This is a genomic window from Actinomadura graeca (genome assembly GCF_019175365.1).
Classification (GTDB): Bacteria; Actinomycetota; Actinomycetes; order Streptosporangiales; family Streptosporangiaceae; genus Spirillospora; species Spirillospora graeca.
On record NZ_CP059572.1, the window covers coordinates 450,262 to 471,401 of the forward strand.

Annotated in this window: 19 protein-coding genes; 13 read left to right on the top strand and 6 right to left on the bottom strand. The window is 75.4% G+C overall.

Features of this window, described 5'->3' with window-relative positions:
• Positions 1–3: 3 nt before the first annotated feature.
• Genes AGRA3207_RS02290 through AGRA3207_RS02310 form a run of 5 tightly spaced genes read left to right on the top strand, consistent with a single transcriptional unit; the run spans position 4 to position 5,132 of the window.
• The gene (locus AGRA3207_RS02290; protein ID WP_231332885.1) at positions 4–1,008 is read left to right on the top strand and encodes a carbohydrate ABC transporter permease; all 1,005 of its coding nucleotides are present in this window, start codon (positions 4–6) and stop codon (positions 1,006–1,008) included.
• Positions 1,005–1,871 carry a carbohydrate ABC transporter permease gene (locus tag AGRA3207_RS02295; protein WP_231332886.1) on the top strand — a complete coding sequence of 289 codons (867 nt, stop codon included), beginning with the start codon at positions 1,005–1,007 and terminating at the stop codon, positions 1,869–1,871. Before AGRA3207_RS02290 ends, AGRA3207_RS02295 begins: the two co-directional genes overlap by 4 nt.
• On the top strand, positions 1,868–3,142 hold the full coding sequence (locus AGRA3207_RS02300) for a 6-phospho-beta-glucosidase (RefSeq protein WP_231332887.1): 1,275 nt from the start codon (positions 1,868–1,870) through the stop codon (positions 3,140–3,142). The genes AGRA3207_RS02295 and AGRA3207_RS02300 overlap by 4 nt, the downstream gene beginning before the upstream one ends.
• The gene (locus AGRA3207_RS02305; protein WP_231332888.1) at positions 3,139–4,152 is read left to right on the top strand and encodes an N-acetylglucosamine kinase; all 1,014 of its coding nucleotides are present in this window, start codon (positions 3,139–3,141) and stop codon (positions 4,150–4,152) included. Before AGRA3207_RS02300 ends, AGRA3207_RS02305 begins: the two co-directional genes overlap by 4 nt.
• Before the next feature lie 50 nt (positions 4,153–4,202).
• Positions 4,203–5,132, top strand: coding sequence for a TIGR03619 family F420-dependent LLM class oxidoreductase (locus AGRA3207_RS02310; RefSeq protein ID WP_231332889.1), 930 nt, complete (start codon positions 4,203–4,205; stop codon positions 5,130–5,132).
• A gap of 63 nt (positions 5,133–5,195) precedes the next feature.
• On the opposite strand, the gene AGRA3207_RS02315 is transcribed toward AGRA3207_RS02310, so the two are convergent.
• The 4 genes from AGRA3207_RS02315 to AGRA3207_RS02330 form a co-directional block, all read right to left on the bottom strand.
• Positions 5,196–6,752: an MFS transporter gene (locus AGRA3207_RS02315; protein ID WP_231332890.1), complete on the bottom strand. Its 1,557-nt coding sequence runs from the start codon at positions 6,750–6,752 to the stop codon at positions 5,196–5,198.
• Positions 6,749–7,339, bottom strand: coding sequence for a TetR/AcrR family transcriptional regulator (locus AGRA3207_RS02320; RefSeq protein ID WP_231332891.1), 591 nt, complete (start codon positions 7,337–7,339; stop codon positions 6,749–6,751). The genes AGRA3207_RS02315 and AGRA3207_RS02320 overlap by 4 nt, the downstream gene beginning before the upstream one ends.
• Before the next feature lie 497 nt (positions 7,340–7,836).
• On the bottom strand, positions 7,837–8,277 hold the full coding sequence (locus AGRA3207_RS02325; protein WP_231332892.1) for an Lrp/AsnC family transcriptional regulator: 441 nt from the start codon (positions 8,275–8,277) through the stop codon (positions 7,837–7,839).
• Positions 8,278–8,389: 112 nt separating this feature from the next.
• The gene (locus tag AGRA3207_RS02330; RefSeq protein ID WP_231332893.1) at positions 8,390–9,505 is read right to left on the bottom strand and encodes a LacI family DNA-binding transcriptional regulator; all 1,116 of its coding nucleotides are present in this window, start codon (positions 9,503–9,505) and stop codon (positions 8,390–8,392) included.
• Positions 9,506–9,655: 150 nt separating this feature from the next.
• Between AGRA3207_RS02330 and AGRA3207_RS02335 the strand changes: the two genes are divergently transcribed.
• The gene (locus tag AGRA3207_RS02335) at positions 9,656–10,909 is read left to right on the top strand and encodes an ABC transporter ATP-binding protein (RefSeq protein WP_231332894.1); all 1,254 of its coding nucleotides are present in this window, start codon (positions 9,656–9,658) and stop codon (positions 10,907–10,909) included.
• A gap of 60 nt (positions 10,910–10,969) precedes the next feature.
• On the opposite strand, the gene AGRA3207_RS02340 is transcribed toward AGRA3207_RS02335, so the two are convergent.
• Positions 10,970–12,079 (bottom strand): M24 family metallopeptidase, encoded by a 1,110-nt coding sequence (locus tag AGRA3207_RS02340; RefSeq protein WP_231332895.1) that lies wholly within the window; start codon positions 12,077–12,079, stop codon positions 10,970–10,972.
• Positions 12,080–12,298: 219 nt separating this feature from the next.
• On the opposite strand from AGRA3207_RS02340, the gene AGRA3207_RS02345 reads away from it, so the two are divergent.
• The 3 genes from AGRA3207_RS02345 to AGRA3207_RS02355 all read left to right on the top strand — a co-directional run bounded on the left by AGRA3207_RS02345 (position 12,299) and on the right by AGRA3207_RS02355 (position 16,212).
• Positions 12,299–14,194: a SpoIIE family protein phosphatase gene (locus AGRA3207_RS02345; protein ID WP_231332896.1), complete on the top strand. Its 1,896-nt coding sequence runs from the start codon at positions 12,299–12,301 to the stop codon at positions 14,192–14,194.
• Positions 14,195–14,226: 32 nt separating this feature from the next.
• Complete coding sequence (locus AGRA3207_RS02350) at positions 14,227–15,147, top strand: 5'-3' exonuclease (protein WP_231332897.1); 921 nt, start codon at positions 14,227–14,229, stop codon at positions 15,145–15,147.
• A gap of 348 nt (positions 15,148–15,495) precedes the next feature.
• Entirely contained in the window at positions 15,496–16,212 is a 717-nt protein-coding gene (locus AGRA3207_RS02355; RefSeq protein WP_231332898.1) for a Crp/Fnr family transcriptional regulator, read from the top strand.
• 62 nt (positions 16,213–16,274) lie between these two features.
• Here the strand turns inward: AGRA3207_RS02355 and AGRA3207_RS02360 are convergent, their stop codons facing one another.
• Entirely contained in the window at positions 16,275–16,463 is a 189-nt protein-coding gene (locus AGRA3207_RS02360; RefSeq protein ID WP_231332899.1) for a hypothetical protein, read from the bottom strand.
• A 181-nt stretch (positions 16,464–16,644) separates the two neighbouring features.
• Here AGRA3207_RS02360 and AGRA3207_RS02365 point away from each other — a divergent pair, with 181 nt between their 5' ends.
• The 4 genes from AGRA3207_RS02365 (at position 16,645) to AGRA3207_RS02380 (ending at position 21,124) form a co-directional block, all read left to right on the top strand.
• A complete protein-coding gene (locus tag AGRA3207_RS02365) occupies positions 16,645–17,571 on the top strand; it encodes an NAD-dependent protein deacetylase (protein ID WP_231332900.1) in 927 nt (308 codons plus the stop codon).
• A gap of 28 nt (positions 17,572–17,599) precedes the next feature.
• Positions 17,600–18,355 carry a hypothetical protein gene (locus tag AGRA3207_RS02370; protein ID WP_231332901.1) on the top strand — a complete coding sequence of 252 codons (756 nt, stop codon included), beginning with the start codon at positions 17,600–17,602 and terminating at the stop codon, positions 18,353–18,355.
• Between the two features lie 186 nt (positions 18,356–18,541).
• On the top strand, positions 18,542–20,329 hold the full coding sequence (locus AGRA3207_RS02375; protein WP_231332902.1) for a thiamine pyrophosphate-requiring protein: 1,788 nt from the start codon (positions 18,542–18,544) through the stop codon (positions 20,327–20,329).
• 123 nt (positions 20,330–20,452) lie between these two features.
• Positions 20,453–21,124 carry a class I SAM-dependent methyltransferase gene (locus AGRA3207_RS02380; RefSeq protein ID WP_231332903.1) on the top strand — a complete coding sequence of 224 codons (672 nt, stop codon included), beginning with the start codon at positions 20,453–20,455 and terminating at the stop codon, positions 21,122–21,124.
• Positions 21,125–21,140 lie beyond the last annotated feature (16 nt).

Consider the following 21,140-nt stretch of genomic DNA (forward strand, 5'->3'; position numbering starts at 1 on the left):
CCGGTGACCTCCGTCGCGCCCGCCCCCTCCGGCGCCGGCCCGGGAGGCCCCTCCCGCCGGGCCGGCGGGACCGGGCGGTGGGCCGCGCCGCGGGCCCGGCGCCGCCGCCGGCTCCAGGTGCTGGCCTTCCTGTCCCCCTGGCTGGCCGGGTTCGGGCTGTTCTTCGCCTACCCGCTCGCCGCCACCGTCTACTTCTCCTTCACCCGCTACAACCTGTTCACCCTGGAGTACGTCGGCCTGGACAACTACCGGTTCCTGCTCAACGACGGCGACGCCGCGACCGCGATGCGCAACACGCTGTGGCTGGTCGCGATCGTGGTGCCGCTGCGGGTGCTGTTCGGCCTCGGCGTCGCGCAGCTGCTCACCAGGATCAGGCGCGGCGGCAACCTGCTGCGGTCGGTGTTCTACCTGCCGTACCTCATCCCGCCGGTGTCGGCGACCGTGGCGTTCGTGTTCGTCCTCAACCCCGGCACCGGGCCGTTCCCGACGATCACCCGCCGGCTCGGGTTCACGCTGCCGGACTTCTTCAACGACGCCGCCTGGGCCAAGCCCGGCCTCGGGCTGCTCGGGCTGTGGGCCGTCGGCGACGTGATGATCATCCTGCTGGCGGCGCTGCTGAACGTCCCGAAGTCGCTGTACGAGGCCGCCTCCATCGACGGCGCCGGCCCGTGGGCGCGGTTCCGGCACATCACCCTGCCGACCGTGTCGCCCGTCCTAGCGTTCGCGGCCGTCACCGGCGTCATCCAGACGCTGCAGTACTTCACGCAGGCGATGGTGGCGGCCAAGGTCGCCTCCGGGCGCGCCGACCTGGCCGGAACCCACTTCGCGCCCGGCTACCCCGGCGGGTCCACGCTGACCTTCCCCCAGTGGCTCTACGACGAGGGGTTCCGGCAGTTCAACATGGGCTACGCCTGCGTTCTCGCGCTGGTGATGTTCGTGCTGGCGATGGCGTTCACGCTGGTGCTGCTCCGGCAGTTCCGGGCGTTCGCCGGTGAGGAGGCGTCATGACCGCCGCCGCGCGGGCGCGGGCGGGACGGGCCCGGCCGGGCGCGCCGCGGTCGCGGCGGATGCTGCTGTGGGTCGCCACCCACGCCGTCGCCGTCGCGCTCGCGGTGATGTTCCTGGCGCCGCTGGCGTTCATGTTCCTCACCGCGGTGATGAGCGACGAGCAGGCCCTCAGCTCCACGCTGTGGCCGCGCGAGTGGCACTTCGAGAACTTCCGCCGCGCCTTCTCCGGCGACATGGTCCGCTGGACGCTCAACAGCACCCTGTACGCGCTGCTGTCCACGGCGTTCATGCTGGTCTCCAGCGTCCCCGTCGCCTACGCGCTCGCCCGCTTCCGGTTCCGCGGCCGCAACGCCGCGCTCGTCGTGGTGATCTCGGCGATGATGCTCCCGCCGCAGGTGACGATGGTGCCGCTCTACATCGTGTGGTCCCGGTTCCACCTCACCGGCACCCTCTGGCCGCTGATCATCCCGCAGCTGTTCGGCGACGCGTTCTCCATCTTCCTGCTCCGCCAGTTCCTGGTCACCATCCCCCGCGAGTACGCCGACGCCGCCCGCGTGGACGGCTGCGGGGAACTGCGAACGATGCTGCGGGTCGTCCTGCCGATGGCCAGGCCGGCGCTGGCCGCGGTGGCGCTGTTCCAGTTCTTCTACTGCTGGAACGACTACTACGGGCCGCTCGTGTACGCCAAACCCCAGAACTGGACCCTGGCCATCGGCGTGGCGACGTTCCGCGCCGCGCACCACGTGGAATGGAACCTGACCATGGCCGCGACACTGCTGACCATCCTGCCGGTGCTGGTGGTGTTCTTCCTCGCCCAGCGCGTGTTCATCCAGGGAGTGACGTTGACGGGAGTGAAGGGTTGAAGCTGACGGTCGTCGGAGGCGGCTCCACCTACACCCCCGAGCTGGTGGACGGGCTCGCGCGGATGCGCGCCGACCTGCCGGTGTCCGAGCTCGTCCTCGCCGACCCCGACGCCGGGCGGCTGGAGCTCGTCGGCGGGCTCGCGGCGCGGATGCTCGCCCGCGCCGGGCATCCCGGCACCGTCCGCACCACCGTGCTCGGCACCGCCGCCGACCTCGACGACGCGGTCGAGGGCGCCTCGGTCGTGCTGCTGCAACTGCGCGTCGGCGGCCAGGCCGCCCGTCACGTCGACGAGACGCTGCCGCTGTCGTGCGGGTGCGTCGGGCAGGAGACCACCGGCGCGGGCGGGCTCGCCAAGGCGCTGCGCACCGTCCCGGTCGTCCTGGACATCGCCGATCGCGTCACCGCCCGCGCGCCCGGCGCCTGGATCATCGACTTCACCAACCCCGTCGGCATCGTCACCCGCGCCCTGCTGGACGCCGGGCACCGCGCCGCCGGGCTGTGCAACGTCGCGATCGGCGTCCAGCGCCGCGCCGCCGCGCTGCTGGAGGTCCCCCCGGACCGGGTGCGCCTCGGGCACGCCGGCCTCAACCACCTCACCTGGGTCCGCTCGGTGGAGGTGGACGGCAAGGACGCCCTGCCCGCGCTGCTCGACGGGCACGCCGAGCAGCTGTCCGGCGCGTCCGGGCTGCCCGCGGCGTTCCTGCGGCGCCTCGGCGCCGTCCCGTCCTACTACCTGCGCTACTACTACGAGCACGACCGCGTGGTCGAGGAGCAGCGCGGCGCCCCGACCCGCGCCGAGACGGTCGCCGCCCTCGAACGCGACCTGCTCGCCATGTACGCCGACCCGGCCCTGGACACCAAGCCCGCCCGCCTGGACGAGCGCGGCGGCGCCTACTACTCCGAGGCCGCCGTGCAGCTCGCGGCGTCCCTGCTCACCGGCCGCGGCGACGCGCAGGTCGTCAACGTCCGCAACGACGGCACGTTCCCCTTCCTCGACGACCGCGCGGTCATCGAGGTGCCCGCGCGGATCACCCGGGACGGGCCGCGGCCGCTGCCCGTCCCGCCCCTGGAACCGCTGTTCGCCGGGCTGGTCGCGCACGTGTCGGCCTACGAGGAGCTGGCGCTGGACGCGGCGCTGCGCGGAGGCGTCGGCCGCGTCGCCGCGGCGCTGCTGGCCCACCCGCTCGTCGGGCAGCTCGACACCGCCGACCGCCTCGCCCGCGAGCTGGTCGCCGCCAACCGCGCCCACCTGCCGTGGGCCGCGCGATGACCCGTCCGGACGGGGTGCTCGTCGCGGTGGACGGCGGCAACAGCAAGACCGACGCGGCGGTGGCCGGGCCCGGCGGCGACCTGCTCGCCACCGCGCGCGGCGACGGGTTCCGCCCCCAGGCCGACGGCCTCGACGCCGCCGTGGACACGCTCGGCGCGGTCATCGGCACCGCCCTCGGCCGCGCCGGGATCCCGCCCGGCGGGGTCGCCCACCTCGCCGCCTACATGGCCAACGTGGACCTGCCCGGAGAGGAGGAGCGGCTGGAGAAACTGCTGCTCGCCCGCGGCCCGGCGCCGAGCGTCACCGTCGGCAACGACACCTTCGCGCTGCTGCGCAGCGCCGCGGCCTCGGGCTGGGGCGTCGCCGTCGTCTGCGGCGCCGGGATCAACTGCTCCGGCGTCGCCCCCGACGGCCGCACCTCCCGGTTCCCCTCCCTCGGCCCCCACACCGGCGACTGGGGCGGCGGCGGCGAGCTGGGCCGCGCGGCGCTGTGGCACGGCATCCGCGGCGAGGACGGCCGCGGCCCCCGCACCGCCCTGACCGCCGCGGTGGCCGCGTACTTCGGCGTCCCCCGCGCCATCGACGTCGGCCTGGCCATCCACCGCGGCGAGTTCGGCCTGGACCGCCTCACCGACCTGTCCCCCCTCATGATCGACACCGCGGAGGCGGGCGACGAGGTGGCCCGCGGCGTCGTCGAGCGCCTCGCCGAGGAGGTCGCGATCCTCGGCTCGGTCGCCCTGCGCCGCCTCGGCCTGCTGGACTCCCCCGCCGACGTCGTCCTCGGCGGCGGCGTCCTGCGCGCCCGGCGGCCCCTGCTGATGGACGCCGTCGCCGCCCGCTACGCCGACGCCGCCCCCCGCGCCCGGCTGCTCGTCCCCGAGGACCCGCCGCTGCTCGGCGCCGCCCTCCTCGGCCTGGACCACCTGGGCGCCCCGCCCGAGGCGCACGCGGCCCTGCGCGCCGGCTTCCGCCGCCTCACGGTCACGGGCGCCACCGGCCCCGGACCTTGACGTTGTAAGGTCGAGGTGGAGGCCAGGGCGACGACGAGGAGGAACGCGCCGTGCGGATCGGGTTCGCCGTGCCGGTGACCGGGGCGTGGGCGACGCCCGCCCGCCAGGTGGAGATCGCGCGGCGGGCCGAGGAGCTCGGCTACCACTCGCTGTGGACGCTGCAGCGCCTGCTCAACCCGGCGGGCTCGTCCGACACCACCTACCGCGCCGTCCCCGACCCGCTGGTGACGCTGGCCTACCTCGCCGGCTTCACCCGCCGCGCGCGGCTCGGCGTCGCCGTGCTCAACCTGCCCTTCTACCCGCCGCCGATCCTGGCCAAGCAGGCCGCGACCCTCGACCACGTCACCGGCGGGCGGCTCGACCTCGGCCTCGGGCTCGGCTGGATGCCCGAGGAGTTCGCCGCGGTCGGCGCGCCGATGCGGCGGCGCGGGCCGCGCGCCGAGGAGTTCCTCGGCGTGCTGCGCGCACTGTGGGGCGGCGGGCCCGGCGACGCCGCCGAGTACCACGGCGAGTTCTACGACGTCCCGCCCGTCACCATGGACCCGCGGCCGCTGCAGCCGGGCGGGCCGCCGATCCTGCTCGGCGGCGCGTCGGAGGGCGCGCTGCGCCGCGCCGGGCGGCTGGCCGCGGGCTGGGTCAGCGCGAGCCGCGCCGACCCGGCCGCGCTCGGCCGCTCCGTCGGGATCGTCCGCGACGCCGCGGAGCGGGCGGGCCGCGACCCCGGCGCGCTGCGGTTCGTGTGCCGTGCGGCCGTCCGCGTCCGCCCCGCCGCCGCCGGCCGCAAGCCGCTCACCGGCACCCACGAGCAGATCAGGGCCGACTTCGACGCGATCGCCGAACAGGGGATCACCGAGCTGTTCGCCGACCTGAACTTCGACCCGGAGATCACCGCCCCCGGGGCCGACCCCGCCGGGTCGATGCGACGCGCCCACGAGGCCCTGGACGCCTTCGCCCCGGACCCGGGACCGCCTGCGCCGTAGGCGCGGGAGACGCGGCAGTGGCCCCGGGCGCGGTTCGCGTCCGGGGCCGGTCCTCGCGCCGGGTCAGTGCGCGGCGTCCGAGACCTCGGTGCCCTTCGGGGTCAGGAGGGACACGACGAGCGCCACGGCGAGCATGAGGCCGCCGCCGATGAGTCCGGCGGTCTGGAGGGAGTGGGTGAAGGCGTCGGTCGCGTGGGCGGCGAGGTCGGGCATCCCCAGTCTGCCGGCGATGGTGACGGCTGCGCCGAGGGACTCCTCCGCCTGCCCGGCGAGGCCCGGGTCCGCGTGGTGCAGGGCGTCGAACTCCGCGCCTCCGGTGAACCGCGCCCGGAAGCCGAGCGCCGCGATGCTGCCGAGGATCGTGACGCCGAGGGTGCCGCCGAACTCGTAGGCGGTCTCCTCCAGCGCGCCGGCGTTGCCCGCCTTCTCCGCCGGGGCGCCGCCCATGATCATGGCCGAGCCGATGGCGAGGGCGCCCAGGCCCGCCCCGACGAGGCAGAGCGCGACGGTCATGTGCGTCAGGTCCAGGCCACCGCCCACGAGCCGGATGTAGAGCATGCCGATCCCGGCGAGCGCGAGTCCCCCGGCCAGGACGGCGCGGGAGCCGATGAGGCGGCTGAGCGGCGGGGCGGCGAGGGAGACGGCGGAACCGGCGAGCGCGATCGGCATCAGCCGCACCCCCGATTCGATCGGGCTGACGCCCTCGACGAGCTGGAGCCACTGGGCGACCAGCAGCAGGGCCGCGACCATGGAGAACGTCGCGCCGAGCGCGGCGATGATCCCGGCGGAGAACCGCCGTCCCGCGAAGAGCCGCAGGTCGAGCAGCGGGTGGTCGCTGCGCAGGCAGCGCACCGCGAACCAGGTCAGGGTCACCGCCGCGATCCCGAGGGCGAGCCAGGCCGACGGCACGGCGAAGCTGGACTCCTCACCGAACTGCTTGATCGCCCACACGAGGGCGACCGTGCCGACCAGGGAGAGCAGCGCGGCAGGCGCGTCCCACCGGCCGGGTTTCGCCGCGCGGGACTCGGCCAGGAGCAGCAGGGCCGCGATGACCCCGATGACCATGAGCGGCACGTTGACGAGGAACGCGGCGTGCCAGGAGAAGTGGTCCAGCAGGAATCCGCCGACCAGCGGGCCGACGACCGCGCCGAGCCCGGAGACCGCCGCCCAGATGCTGAGGGCGGTCGCCCGTTCCTTGGGCTCGGTGAAGATGACGCGGATCAGGGAGAGGGTCGTGGGCATGACCATCGCGCCGCCGATGCCGAGGAGCGCCCTGACCACGATCACGCCCTCGGCCGAGCCGGCGGCCAGGACCAGCAGGGAGGCGGCCGCGAAGACGGCGTAGCCGAGCACGAGCATCCGCTTGCGTCCCCAGCGGTCGGCGATCGCGGCGACGGAGACGAGCAGCCCGGCCAGGACGAGGGAGTAGACGTCCACGATCCACAGCTGCTGGGCGGCGGTGGGATGCAGCTCGGCGGCCATGTCGGGCAGCGCGATGTTCAGGATCGTCATGTCCATCGTGATGACGAGCAGGCTCGCGGTGAGCACCGCGAGCGCGGCCCAGCGCCTGCCGCGTGACAGCGTGGGGACGGGACCGGGCGGGGTGGTGAGCACGGTCATGACTCCGGGCCTCCCGTCCCGGGCATCGCGAAGATCGCGCGGAGGGCCCGGGTGACGCTCTCCCGTCCGAGCGGGGTGTCGTGCAGGGCGGCGTGCATCGTCGCCCCGTCGAGATAGACCTCGGCCGCAACGGCCCGCTCCCTGCCGACATGGACGGCGAGAAGATCGGTCAGGCGGTCGGTCCAGCGCACCGCGAGCGAGCGCAGGCTCGCGTCGGAGGCCGCCGCGGTGACGAGCGCCATGGCGGAGTGCACCTGCCGGGAGTCGGTCAGGAAGCCGTGCATCGACGCGGCCAGGCACTCCGCCAGGTCGTCGCAGGACGCCAGGTCCCGCTCCATCTGGGCGAGGTAGGCGTCGACCTCGTCCCCGAGCATCCGCAGCGCCGTCTCACGCAGGTCGTCGATCGACTCGAAGTAGCGGGTGGTCGACCCCAGGGCCACCCCCGCCCGCGCCGCGACCATCCGGTGCGTCAGCGCCGCCGCCCCCTGCTCGACGACGAGCTCCGCCGCCGCCTCCAGGATCACCCGCCGCGTCGCCTCGGGGTCCCGCTTCCTCGGCCCGGGATCCGCCGCCGTGTGCGCACTCATACCCGCCTCCCCCTTAGAGAACATTTGTACATGTACTTTTGTACACTAAGACGCACGAGGGTGGCAAACGCTGACCGCAGGCAGGCCACACCCGGCTCCTCCTGCGACGACCACGTGAAGGGCGGCAAGGCAGACAGTGGCGGTTCCCGCAAATCCCCACATCACCTTGGGCGCAGGCGGCGGCGTGAGCACCGGCAGATGATCGACGCCGTCACGCGGAAGTCCCGCACCGGCTCGCCATGGGCGTCCCTGCCCGCGAAGTCCGGGTCGTGATCCACGAGAGATGCCCTAGCCGTCCAGCCCTCCGGCCTCGACCGTCACGCGAGCGCGATAGCAGCCCGCGGGAGGCAAAGCCGGAGGCGAGCCTCACGCGGGCTGATCGCGAAGCGATGACGCGCTCGCACAAGCACGGTCAGGGTCCGAGCCACCAGGCGAGGACTCTGGGCCGGGATTGCAGTGAACACCGCCGCCAGGCGAGTCCGCTTGGGCCGGGATTGTCAGAAAGAAGGACGGCGGCCTTCCCAGGGGGTGCTGAGGACGACCGTGGTGCGGGTGGCGACGTTGGCGGCCGCGCGGATGCGCTGGAGCAGGTCCTCCAGCTCGTTCGGCGAGGCGACGCGGACCTTGAGGATGTAGCTCTCGTCGCCCGCGACGGAATGGCACGCCTCGATGGCGGCGATGTGCGCGAGCCGGTCGGGCGCGTCGTCGGGCGCGGCGGGGTCGATCGGCTTGATCGACACGAAGGCGGTGAGCGGCAGGCCGACCTGCTCGTTGTCGAGCTGGGCGGTGAACCCCTTGATGACCCCGCGCTTCTGCAGCCGCCGGACGCGCTGGTGCACGGCCGACACCGACAGGCCGGTCTCCTTGGCCAGGTCGGTGAAACTCATGCGCCCATCGTCGGCCAGCAGCGCCAGGATCTGACGATCGATCTCCTCCACCCAGGAAATCTAGCGCGCCCGGCGCAGTGGTCGGGCCCCCGCGGCGCGCCGGCCGGGAACCGGCGGGTGATCGTCTCGGTATGCGGCCGCCCGGACGCGGGTCCAGGGGGTTTCAGGCGTGCCGGGCCGTCCCACGGCCGGGGGCGCGGGCGGTGCGCAGCGGCCCGCAGCTGCCCCGCACGACCAGCTCGGTCGGCAGCAGCACGGGCCGGGCCGGGCCGCGCCGGGCCCGGTCGCGCAGCAGCAGTTCGCAGGCGCGGTAGCCGATGTCGCGGGCGGGGCGGGCCACGGCCGTCAGCGGCGGGTCGCACAGCTCGGCCCAGGCGACGTCGTCGACCATGGCGATGGACACGTCGGCGGGCACGCGCAGGTCCAGGCCGCGGGCGACCAGCACGGCGGCCTCGCCGAGCAGGTGCCCGGCGGCGAGCACGGCGGTGACGTCCGCGCGGCGCTGCAGCAGCCCGGCCGCGGCGGCGTAGGCGGCGTCGCCCGCCGGGCGGGCCGCGACGATCAGGTCCTCCTCCACGGGGACGCGCAGCTGGGCGAGGGTGTCGCGGAACGCCCGCTCCCGCACCCCCGGAGGCGGCCCGGGAGGCCCGCCGGGCGGGGCGGCGGCCGATGCGGCGGCCGTTGCGGTGGCCGATGGGGCGGGCGGTGCGGCGCCGAGGAAGCCGATGCGGCGGTGGCCGAGCCCGACGAGGTACTCCACCAGGGAGCGGACGCCGCCGGCGTCGTCGGCGAGGACGGCGGGGATCTCCGGCAGCCCGGGCAGGACGCGGTCGGCGAACACGACGCTGGAGCACACGCGGGCCGCGGCGCGCCAGTCGGCGTCCCGGCCGGCGGGCATCGCGATGACGCCGTCCACGCGCTGCTCGACGAGCCGGTCGACGATCTCGGCCTCGCGGGCGGGATCGCCGTGGGCGGCGTCCACGATGACGTGCTCGCCGAGCGTGCGGGCGCAGGCGAGGACGCCGGCGACCAGCTCGGCGCAGAACGGGTCGGTGACGTCCGGGACGATCAGCCCGATGCCGCCGCTGCGGCGCAGCTTGAGGCCGCGGCCGAGGGCGCTCGGCCGGTAGTCCAGCTCGCGGGCGGCGGCCAGCACCCGCTCGCGGGTCGAGGCGCTCACCGAGCCCGCCCCGGAGAACGCCCGCGAGACCGTGGCGATGCCGACGCCCGCGGCGGCGGCCACGTCCTTGATCGTTGCCGATCGCGCCCGTGTCGCCACCGTGCCTCCTCGCGGTCCGCGGATCCGGCGATCATCTTCTCACGCCCGCCCCTCCCCTGGAAACGATTCCATGTTGTTTACTCCTCACACCGACGTGAAAGCCCTGCTGGACAGGGTCGATGGGAAACGTTTCCATCGGAAGGGGAGCTGATGGCCAAGATCGTGCTGGACCGCGTGGACAAGGTGTACGGCGGGGGCGTCAAGGCCGTCGACGGGCTGGACCTGGAGATCCGCGACGGCGAGTTCATGGTGCTGGTGGGCCCGTCGGGGTGCGGCAAGTCGACCGCGCTGCGGATGATCGCGGGCCTGGAGGAGATCAGCGGCGGCAAGATCTCCATCGGCGAGCAGGTCGTCAACGACCTGGCGCCCAAGGACCGCGACATCGCGATGGTGTTCCAGAACTACGCGCTGTACCCGCACATGACCGTCGAGCAGAACCTGGCGTTCGGGCTGAAGCTGCGCGGCACACCCAAGGCGGAGATCCGGCAGAAGGTGCTGGAGGCGGCCAAGATGCTGGGCCTGGAGCAGTTCCTCGGCCGCAAGCCCGCCGCGCTGTCGGGCGGGCAGCGCCAGCGCGTGGCGATGGGCCGGGCGATCGTCCGCGAGCCGCAGGCGTTCCTGATGGACGAGCCGCTGTCCAACCTCGACGCCAAGCTGCGGGTGTCCATGCGCGCCTCGCTCAGCCAGCTCCACGAGCGGCTGGGCGTCACCACCGTCTACGTCACCCACGACCAGGTCGAGGCCATGACGCTCGGCTCGCGGGTGTGCGTGCTGCGCGAGGGCAGGCTCCAGCAGGTCGACACGCCGCAGCGGCTGTTCGACAACCCCGTGAACCTGTTCGTGGCGGGCTTCATCGGCTCCCCCGCGATGAACTTCGTCTCCGCCGACCTGGTCCGCGGCGACGGCGGCGCGCACGTCGCGTTCGCCGGGTACACGCTGCCGGTGCCGGACGCGACCCTCACCGGGAAGCCCGCGCTGCAGGACTACCTGGGCCGCAAGGTGATCCTCGGGATCCGCCCGTCCGACTTCGAGGACGCCGCGCACGCCGACGCGGACTGGGCGCCGCTGGCCGCCCGCAGCAGCGTCACCGAGGAGCTGGGCAGCGAGATCAACGTCATCTTCGCCATCGACGCCCCGCCGGTCGAGCACAAGGACACCGCCGACCTCGCCGAGGACGCCGCCGAGGGCGAGAGCGAGGCGATCCCGCTGATCGACAACAAGGCGCTGTGGACGGCGCGGGTCAACTCCCGCTCGCACGTGCGCCCCGGGCAGCGGGTGGACCTGGCCGTGGACACCAAGCGGCTGCACTTCTTCGACCCCGCCAGCGGCCTGGCCATCGGCCACCCCGGCGCGGGCGCCGCCGCGGCCCCCGCCGACACCGTCACCGACGGCCTGCGCAAGTAGGCCGCGCACGCAGAGGCCGCGCGGAGGCGGGGGCGGGCGTCCGCCCCCGGCCCCCGCCGGTCAGCCGGTGACGACCAGGCCGTGCCCGGTGACGTTCATCGGGTCGTGCCCGTCCTCGGTGCACACGACGATGTCCTCGATGCGGGCGCCGTGCGGGCCGGGGTAGATGCCCGGCTCGACCGAGAACGCCATGCCGGGCTCCAGCGGCTCCCGGTTGCCGGCGACGATGTAGGGCTCCTCGTGCGACTCCAGCCCGATGCCGTGGCCGGTGCGGTGGAAGAACTGCGGGCCGTACCCGGCGGCGGCGATGATGTCGCGGGCCACCGCGTCCACCGCCTCGGGCGTCACGCCCGGGCGGACGGCCTCGCAGGCCGCGCGCTGCGCCTCCTCCAGCACGCCGAAGTACTCCCGGTAGGCGGCGGGGGGCTCGCCGACGCAGTAGTTGCGGGTGGAGTCCGAGCAGTAGCCGCTCGGCATCGTCCCGCCGATGTCGACGACGACGGGCTCGCCCGGCGCGATGACCCGGTCGGTCGGCTCGGCGTGCGGGTTGGCGCCGTTCGGCCCCGACCCGACGATGACGAAGTCGACGCGGGCGTGCCCCTCGGCGATGATCGCGTCGGCGATGTCGCGTGCGACCTCCCGTTCGGTGCGTCCCGCCGCGAGCAGGCCCGGCACCCGCCGGTGGACGCGGTCGATCGCCGCGCCCGCCTCCCGCAGCGCCTCCACCTCGGCGGCGCTCTTGCGCATCCGCAGCGCCCGCAGCACGCCGCCCGCGGCGACCTGCCCGGCGCCCGGCAGCGCGGCGCGGAACCGCAGCGCCATCACCGCCCACATGCGGTCGGCCACCCCGACCTCCGCGATCCCCCGCGGCAGCCGGGCCGCGACCAGCGCGTAGGGGTCGTCGGTCTCGTCCCACGGCACGAGCTCCACGCCGAGCGAGCCCGCCGGCGACTCCTGCGCGGCGGGCAGTTCCAGCCGCGGGACCACCAGGAACGGCTCGGCCGCCGCGGGGACCACCAGGCAGGTCAGCCGCTCCAGCGGCAGCGCGTCGTAGCCGGTGACGTAGCGCAGGTCGGGGCCCGGCGTGAGGAGCACCGCGCCGAGGCCGGCCCTCGCCGTCGCCTCCCGCACCAGCCCGACGCGCTCGCGCGGATACAACTCCGTTGTCACATCCGTCTCCATTCGGGTCGCGGCGTCCCGCGCGCGGCGCGTGCCGCGCCGCGAATCGCCGCTTCCTCCTCCCTGTGACCTGGTTCTGTTACATTCTGTGCGTGCTCCGACACAGGACCGTCCGCCTCGGATACGGCACCAGGATCCCAAGAAGCCCGGCGGGCCGCCGACCCGGCCCGCCCGCCGCCGCTCCGCGCGGCGCCTGACCCGCGGCCCGGGATGGACAGCGACGCGAGCGCCGCCCTGGCCACGACCGTCGAGCGCCTGCGCCGCGAGCTGGAGGCCGAGCGGCGCGGCAGGCGCGCCCGCACGGCGGTCGAGCAGGCCAAGGGCCTGCTGGCCGAGCGGCTGGGCTGCGGGCCCGACACCGCCTATGACCACCTGCTGGAGCTGGCCGCCGACACCGGCGTGGAGCCCGCCACGGCCGCGGCGCTGCTGCTGGGCACCGACCCGGCCGCAGCGGCCGCCCCTGCGGTGCCCGCGCCGCGTGCCGCCGAGCACGGCACCGACCCGGGCCCGCCGCGCCGTCCCCGCCTCGCGCGGAGCACGGACGCCCCCTACCGCGGGCACGAGGTCCCGGGCTGGGACGCCTCACCGCCCGACGCCGACGCCGCCGGACGGGACGCGGGCGGCGGCGTGGGCGCGGTGATGGACGGCGCGGTGATGGACGGCGCGGCGGGTGAGGGGGCGGGGCCCTGGCCGCAGGCGGTGCTGGACGTGATGCAGGGGCCCGGCGCGTTCATGACGCCGGTGCGCGACGCGTCCGGGCGGGTGGTGGAGTTCCGGGTGGAGGCGGTCAACGCGGACGCGACCGCGCTGCCGGGGCTGTTCGAGGAGTACGCCCGGGTGCTGGAGACCGGCGTCCCGCTGCGGCGCGGCCACGGGGAAGGCGGGCCCAGCGTGCGGGCGTGCCGGGTGGGCGGCGGGGTGCTGGTCGGCTGGTGTTTCCACGACGACGACGCCGACCTCGCGGCGCAGCTCGCGCAGGCGCAGCGGCTCGGCGGCATCGGCTGGGGGCGCTTCGACCTGGCCACCGGCGACGCCCGCTGGTCCGAGCAGGTCTATGAGATCTTCGGGCGGGACCGCGCCGCGGGGCCGCTGCCGCTGGACCGGCTCGCCGACCACGTCGTCCCCGCGGACCTGCCGCGGGCCGAGCATCTGCTGCGCACCCTGCTGGTGCGCCGCGAGCCCGCGGGGGCGGAGCTGCGGCTGCGCGCCGGGGCGGAGGTCCGGCACGTGCGGGTCACGGCCGAGCCGGCGCTCGATCCGCTCGGGGAGCCTGCGGCCCTGCACGTCGTCTTCCAGGACGTCTCCCAGCGCCGCCGCTGCGACGAGACGCTCGCCGCGACCCGCCGCCAGCTGATGCGGCAGCGCCGCCGCATCGCCGAGGAGCGGCACATCGCCGTGGAGCTGCAGCGCGCGATCCTGCCGCTGCCGCGCGGCCCCCGCGCGCTGCCCGGCCTGCGCGCCGCGGTCCGGTACCTGCCGGCGCGCAGCGAGTCCCGCGTCGGCGGCGACTGGTACGAGGCGGCGGCGCTGCCGGGCGGGGAGGTGTTCCTGGCCATCGGGGACGTGTCGGGCCACGGCCTGCCCGCCGCGGCGCAGATGGCGCGGCTGCGCAACGCCCTCAGCGGCCTGACCTGCACCGGCGCCGCCCCCGACCGGCTGCTGGGATGGCTGAACCGGCTGCTGCTGGAGCGGCCGTCCCCGGACCGGCGCTCGGCCCCCACCGCCAGCGTCATCGCCGCCCGCTACGAGCCCGGGCCCCGCGTCCTGACGTGGGCGCAGGCCGGGCATCCGCCGCCGCTGCTGATGCGCGGCGGGCGCGCCGAGCTGCTGGAGCCGCCCGAGGGGGTGCTGCTGGGCGCCCTGGAGAAGCCCTGCCTGGACCTCGCCATCACCCGCCTGGAGCACGGCGACCTGCTGGTGTTCTACACCGACGGGCTCATCGAGCGCCGCGACCGGGACCTGGCCGAGGGGTTCGGGCTGCTGCGCGCGGCCGTCGAGGAGCGCGCCGCCGCGCCCCCGGACGCGGTCATCGACCACGTCCTGCGCTCCCTCGGCGCCGCCAACCCCGACGACGACACCTGCGTCCTCGCCGTCCAGGTGGCCTAGGGGCGTCGCAGGGGCGTGCGACGATGGGGCGCATGAGCGGGCTGATGCTGCTGGACACGCCGTCGTTGTACTTCCGCGCCTTCTTCGGGGTGCCCGAGTCGGTGACCGCGCCGGACGGGACGCCGGTGAACGCGGTGCGCGGCCTCGTCGACATGATCGCGCGGCTCGTCCAGGACCGGTCCCCCGGCCGGCTCGTGTGCTGCATGGACGCCGACTGGCGGCCGGAGTTCCGGGTGGCGGCGCTGCCGTCGTACAAGGCGCACCGGGTCGCCGCCGACGGCGGCGACCAGACCCCGGACGCGCTGGAGGCGCAGCTGCCCGTCATCGACGCGGTGCTCGACGCGTTCGGGCTGGCCAGGGCGGGCGTCGCCGGGTACGAGGCCGACGACGTCATCGGGACCCTCGCGGTGCGCGGCGCGGCCGACGGGCCGGTCGACATCGTCACCGGCGACCGCGACCTGTTCCAGCTGGTCGACGACGGCGGCCCGGTCGCCGTCCTGTACACCGCGCGCGGCATCAGGAACCTGCAGGTGATGGGCGAGAAGGAGGTCGCGGCCAAGTACGGCATCCCCGGCCGCGGCTACGGCGACTACGCGACGCTGCGCGGCGACCCCAGCGACGGCCTGCCCGGCGTGCCGGGGGTCGGCGACAAGACCGCGGCGGCGCTGGTGTCCCGGTTCGGGTCCGTCGAGGGCATCCTCGCGGCGCTCGACGCGGGCACCGACGAGGGGTTCCCCGCGGGCGCGCGGCGCCGGATGGAGGCCGCCCGCGAGTACCTGGCGGCGGCGGAGACGGTGGTGCGGGTCGTCACCGACATCGACGCCCCCGAGCTGGCGGCGCTGGACGACCGGCTGCCCGCCGCGCCGCGCGACCCGGAGGCGCTCGTGGAGCTGGCGGAGCGCTGGAACCTGGACGGCCCGGTGAACCGCCTCCTCAACGCCCTCGCCCGCTGACCGCCCGCCGCGCCGCCCGCGGGCCGCACCGCCCGCGGGCCGCGGCGCCGGGATCCCGCGGACACGACCCCGACCTGGCGCACTGTGTCAGATGACGCAGACGGCGCGGGCCCCCGAGTGCAGCCTGGTCTTCGATGAGGGGCTTTGCTTGGGGACATGCACCCGGCACGGACACCGCCGCGGGAGAGGCCATGACGAGCACCGGCGCCGCGGCGGCCGCATGAGCGGACCGGTATCCGCGGCACTGGGCCTCACCGCCCCACTCCCCCCACCTGCCGCGGGTACCGGTTCACCCGGCGGCACGTCCGCGCACCGACCGGCGGGCCCCGGCCCAGAAAGCGGACCCTCGTGAGCGAAAGGACCGACCCGGCCGCGACGCTGCAGCGCGGCGAGGGCTTCTGGGACGACCTCGACGGCCCCCAGCGCGCGGCGCTGCGGCAGGTGGCGCGGCCGCGCCACTACCAGCCGCGGATGCCGCTGTGCTACCAGGGCGAGGAGTCCGACCACATCATCATCGTCGAGAGCGGCTGGGCGAAGGTGACCTCGTCCACCGAGGACGGGCACGAGGTGGTGCTGGCCGTGCGCGGGCCGGGCGACCTGGTGTGCGAGAGCGCGGTGCTCGGCAGGCGGGGGCGGTCGGCGACCGTGACGGCGCTCAGCCCGCTGCGGGCGCTGGTGGTGCCCGCGGCGCGGTTCACCGGGTTCCTGGACGCCCACCCCGCGGTGTGGCGTCTGGTCAGCGGCACGTTCGTGCGGCGGCTGGACGACGCGGGCCGCCGGTTGCAGGCGCACGTGTCGGCGCGGGGGGCGCGGCGGCTGGCGCTGCTGCTGACCGAGCTCGCCGAGCTGTCGGCCCGGCACTGCCCGCCCGCCGCGGACGGCCGGATCGACATCGCGCCGCCGCTGTCGCAGGAGGAGCTCGGCAGCTGGATGGACGCCTCGCGCGAGACCGTCGCCCGCGCGCTGAACAGCCTGCGGCGCAGGGGCCTGGTCAGCACCGGCTGGCGCAGGATCAGCGTCGTGGACCTCCCGGGCCTGCGCGCCTACGCCCAGGGGCAGGACTGACGCAGGACCGACGGCGGCGGGGCCGGGGCCCCGCCGCCACCGCCCTTTACCTTGTAGATTTTTTAACGGCGGCGGCGCGCCGAGCGGCGGGCGCGCCAGTCGGTGCCCGCGCCGACGCCGGCGAGGTGCAGCGCGAGCAGCAGCAGCCCGAGGGTGATCAGCGTCTGGTAGTCCAGGGCGTCCGAGGTGACGTCGGCGAGGTCGAAGAGCAGGGCGAGAACGAAGACGATCGCGGCGACGATCGCGAGCATGTCGGGCCTCCGGTCGGTCGGGGGCGCCGGGCGCCCCGCTGGGGGTGCCTACCGGATCTCCCCCACGGCCCCCGCCAAACCGCGCCCGCGTTTCGGACGACCGCAAACCCGCGTCCGGTACGTCCGGGCAGGGGACGGCCCTGCGGGGCGGGCACCGGCCCGCGTCGGGCACCATGGAGGGATGACGCAGGTGGCGGACGGGCCGGCGGGAGCGGCCGGGCGGGCGGAGGCCGCGGCGGAGCCGGGTCTGCGGGTGCTGGCCGACCTCGTGGCGGACGGTGACGTGATCGTGCTGAGCGGCGCCGGGCTGTCCACCGAGTCGGGGATCCCGGACTACCGCGGCGAGACCGGGCGGCGGCGGCGCGCGGAGCCGATGACCTTCCAGCGGTTCACCGGCAGCCCGGCGGCGCGGCGCCGGTACTGGGCGCGCAGCCACCTGGGGTGGCGGCACATCGCCGGCGCCCGCCCGAACGCCGGGCACCGCGCGGTCGCGGAGCTGCAGCGCCGCGGGCTGGTCGGCGGGGTCATCACCCAGAACGTCGACGGCCTGCACCAGGCGGCCGGGGCACGGGACGTGGTGGAGCTGCACGGCGGCCTGGACCGGGTGGTGTGCCTGGCCTGCGGCGACCGGACCCCGCGCGGGCTCCTGCACCGGCGGCTGCGCGACGCCAACCCCGGCTGGGAGGGGCGGGCCGAGACCGTCAACCCCGACGGCGACGCCGTCCTGGACGACGCGGCGGCGGAGGCGTTCCGGACGGTGGACTGCGACCGGTGCGGCGGGCTGCTGAAGCCCGACGTGGTGTTCTTCGGCGAGAACGTCCCTCCCGCGCGGGTGCGGGAGTGCTACGGGCTGACCGGCGGGGCCGGGACGCTGCTGGTCCTCGGGTCGTCGCTGACGGTGCTGTCGGGCTACCGTTTCGTGCGGCACGCGGCGGGCCTCGGCATCCCGGTCGCGATCGTCAACCGGGGCGCCACCCGCGGTGACGCGCACGCGCTCGTCACCCTGGACGCGCCGCTCGGCCGGGCGCTCACCGGGCTGCTGGCGGAGCTCGGCCCTGCCGTTCCCGCGGAACGGGCTGATCGCCCGCCGCCGTCCCCGCTACGGTGATCACTTCGCGGGCGACGAGGGGATCGGCATGGGCATCGGCATGGAGATCGGCGCGCAGGAGGTCGCGGACCACGTGGCCCGGATGCTGGGCGAGGGGCACGGCCTGCCCGTGACCCGGGACGGGGCCGTGGTGGACGTCACCGGCACGGGGGTGCGCGTGGCCGTGGCCGAGCCCGAGACGTACATGGACGGCCGCAGCGTCCGGGTGCCGATCGGGGTGGGGCATCCGAGCTGGGACGGGATGTTCGCCTGGGACCAGGCGGTGGGGATCGGCGCCGGCGGGCGGCACCCGGTGGCCGAGGCCCTGGAGGGGTGGGCGCACAACGTCTTCCCGGTGTTCGCGGCGCCGCTGCTGCCGGGCTCGGACCTCGGCCGCTACGCCGCCGCCGTGCCGATCACCAGCGGCGACCGGGCGGCGGACGTGTACTACGGGCCGCTGGCGTTCCGGGACTTCGGGGGCCTGGCGCCGGGCCTGCGGGCCGCGGCGGCGGAGCGCCCGCCGACGATGGTCCTGGTGGAGGAGCTTTTCGGCGGTTACGCGCTGCCCGGCCGTCCCCTGTGGATGTACACCTTCTGCGCGCGGATGCCCGACGGCCCCGTGACGGAGGTGACGCTGCACAACGGCGACAGCAGCGGCTCCTTCGCGCACATCGGCGATCATCTGCCGTGGGAGGGGCACGGCTCGGTCAAGTCGTGGGCCCTGGTCATGCCGCGCCCGGCCGGGCACGGCGGCCCGCACGAGGACGGCGGTCACATGGACGGCGGTCACGGGCAGGGGTTCTAGAGGGCCCGGGGAGGGGCTCCGGGCGTCCTGGACCGGCCCGGGCGGGCCGAGGCAGGGCTGGGGCGGTGCTGGGACGGCCGGTGCGGCGGGCCGGGGCGTGGTTTCGATCCCGCAGGCCGGGAAGCGGTCAGGTGAACCCCCTGCCGGGCGGGGCCGCCCGGTGACCGTCGTCGAGGGAAGGGCCCCATGTCGATCAGCGTCGCCGACCACATCCTTGAACGGCTCCGCGACTGGGGGGTCGAGCATGTGTTCGGCTATCCGGGGGACGGCATCAACGGGCTGATCGCCGCGTTCGGCACGGCCGGCGACCGTCCCCGGTTCGTCCAGTCCAGGCACGAGGAGATGTCGGCGTTCGAGGCCGTGGGGTACGCCAAGTTCGGCGGCGGCGCCGGCGTCTGCATGGCCACCAGCGGCCCGGGCGCGGTCCACCTGCTCAACGGCCTGTACGACGCCAAGCTCGACCACGTCCCGGTCGTCGCGATCGTGGGGCAGGTGGCGCGGACCGCGCTCGGCGGCCACTACCAGCAGGAGATCGACCTCCCGGCCCTGTTCAAGGACGTCGCGGGCGCCTACGTGCAGATGGCGACGGTGCCCGAGCAGTTCCCGAACCTGATCGACCGGGCGATGCGGATCGCGCTGGCCGAGAGCGCGCCGACGGCGGTGATCGTGCCCGCCGACCTGCAGGAGGCGGAGTACTCGCCGCCCGCGCACGCGTTCAAGCACGTCCCGTCGTCGGCGCCCGGCCACACGCGGCCGGTGGCGCGGGCGCCCGAGGACGAGGTCGCCCGCGCCGCCGAGGTCCTCAACGCCGGTTCGCGGACCGCGATCCTGGTGGGCCAGGGCGCCCGCGGCGCGGCGGCGGAGGTCGCTGAGGTCGCCGAGATCACGGGGGCGGGGGTCGCGAAGGCGCTGCTGGGCAAGGACGTCCTGCCCGACGACCTGCCCTACGTGACCGGCGCGATCGGGCTGCTCGGCTCCCGCCCGTCCTATGAGCTGATGCGCGACTGCGACACGCTGCTGATCGTCGGGTCGGGTTTCCCGTACTCGCAGTTCCTGCCGGAGTACGGGTCGGCGCGCGGCGTCCAGATCGACGTGGACGCCAAGATGATCGGCATGCGGTACCCGACGGAGGTCAACCTCGTCGGCGACGCCGCGGCCACGCTGCGCTCGCTCATCCCCCGCCTGCGCCGCCGGGAGGACCGGTCGTGGCGCGAGACGGTCGAGGCCGGGGTGCGCAGGTGGTGGGAGACCGTCGAGCGGCAGGCGCGCGTCCCGGCGGACCCGGTCAATCCGATGCTGCTGTTCTGGGAGCTGTCGTCGCGGCTGCCCGACGACGCCATCGTCACCGCCGACTCCGGCTCGGCCGCCAACTGGTACGCCCGGGACCTGCGGTTCCGCGGCCGGATGCGCGGGTCGCTGTCGGGCACCCTCGCGACGATGGGGCCGGGCGTCCCCTACGCGATCGGCGCGAAGTTCGCGCATCCGTCCCGTCCGGCGATCGCGCTGGTGGGGGACGGCGCGATGCAGATGAACGGGCTCGCGGAGCTGCTGACGGCCGCGCGGTACCGGGACCGGTGGAGCGACCCGCGCCTGATCGTGGCGGTGCTGCACAACAACGACCTCAACCAGGTCACGTGGGAGCTGCGCGCGATGGGCGGGTCGCCGAAGTTCGAGGAGTCGCAGACCCTGCCGGACATGGACTACGCGGCGTTCGCGCGGTCCATCGGGCTGGAGGGCATCGTGGTGGACCGGCCCGAGGACGTCGGCCCGGCCTGGGACCGGGCGCTGGCCGCCGACCGCCCGGTGGTGCTGGACGTGCACTGCGATCCCGACATCCCGCCGATCCCGCCGCACGCCGAGTTCGACCAGATCAAGGACGCCGCGGCGGCGATCATGAAGGGTGATCCCGACGCGGGCGGCGTCGTCCGCAAGGGGCTGCGCACCAAGGCGCAGGAGCTGTTCAGCCGGTCCTGAGCCGCGCACGCCGCGCGGGCGGCCCGGGGGCGTCGCAGGCGGGCCTTGACGGGCGGCGGCGGCGCGTCCGACGATGCGGGTGATCGACTACGCGGTCGGGCGGGGCGAGCGGAGGCGGTGCCGGTGACGGGGACGGGGACGGGCGGGACGGGTCCGGGTGAGATCGCGGCGGACGGCTCGGCGGTGGAGTTCTACGCCGCGATGCCGTTCGACGAGCGCAGCGCCGCGCTGGTGCACGGGGCGGTGCCGCCGGGGACGGCGATCCTGGAGCTGGGCGCGGGCGCGGGCCGGGTCACCGCGCCGCTGCTGGCCCTCGGCCACCCGGTGACGGCGGTGGACGGCTCGCCGGGGATGCTCGCGCACATCGAGGGCGCGAGGACGGTCTGCTCGGCGATCGAGGACCTGGACCTGCCGGACCGGTTCGGGTGCGTGCTGATGATGTCGTACCTGGTCAACTACGGCGACCGGGAGGCGCTGCTGGCCACCTGCCGCCGGCACGCCGCACCGGGCGGGCTGGTGATCTTCCAGCGTGAGACCGCCGGGTGGGACGAGGGCGCGCCGCGCGCGTGGTCGCACGACGGCATCGACTTCCGGCTGACGGAGGTGGAGCCGCGGGGGCCCGGCGTCGTCGCGGCGACGATCGAGTACCGGATGGGCGGGCGGCGCTGGACGCACTCGTTCGTCTCGCGGCGGCTCGGCGACGACGCGCTGCCGCCGGTCCTGGAGGCCGCGGGCCTGCGTTTCGACCGTTTCCTGGACGACGCCGGCGCCTGGGTCGCGGCCCGCCCCGTCTGACGGCGCCCGGGCGCGG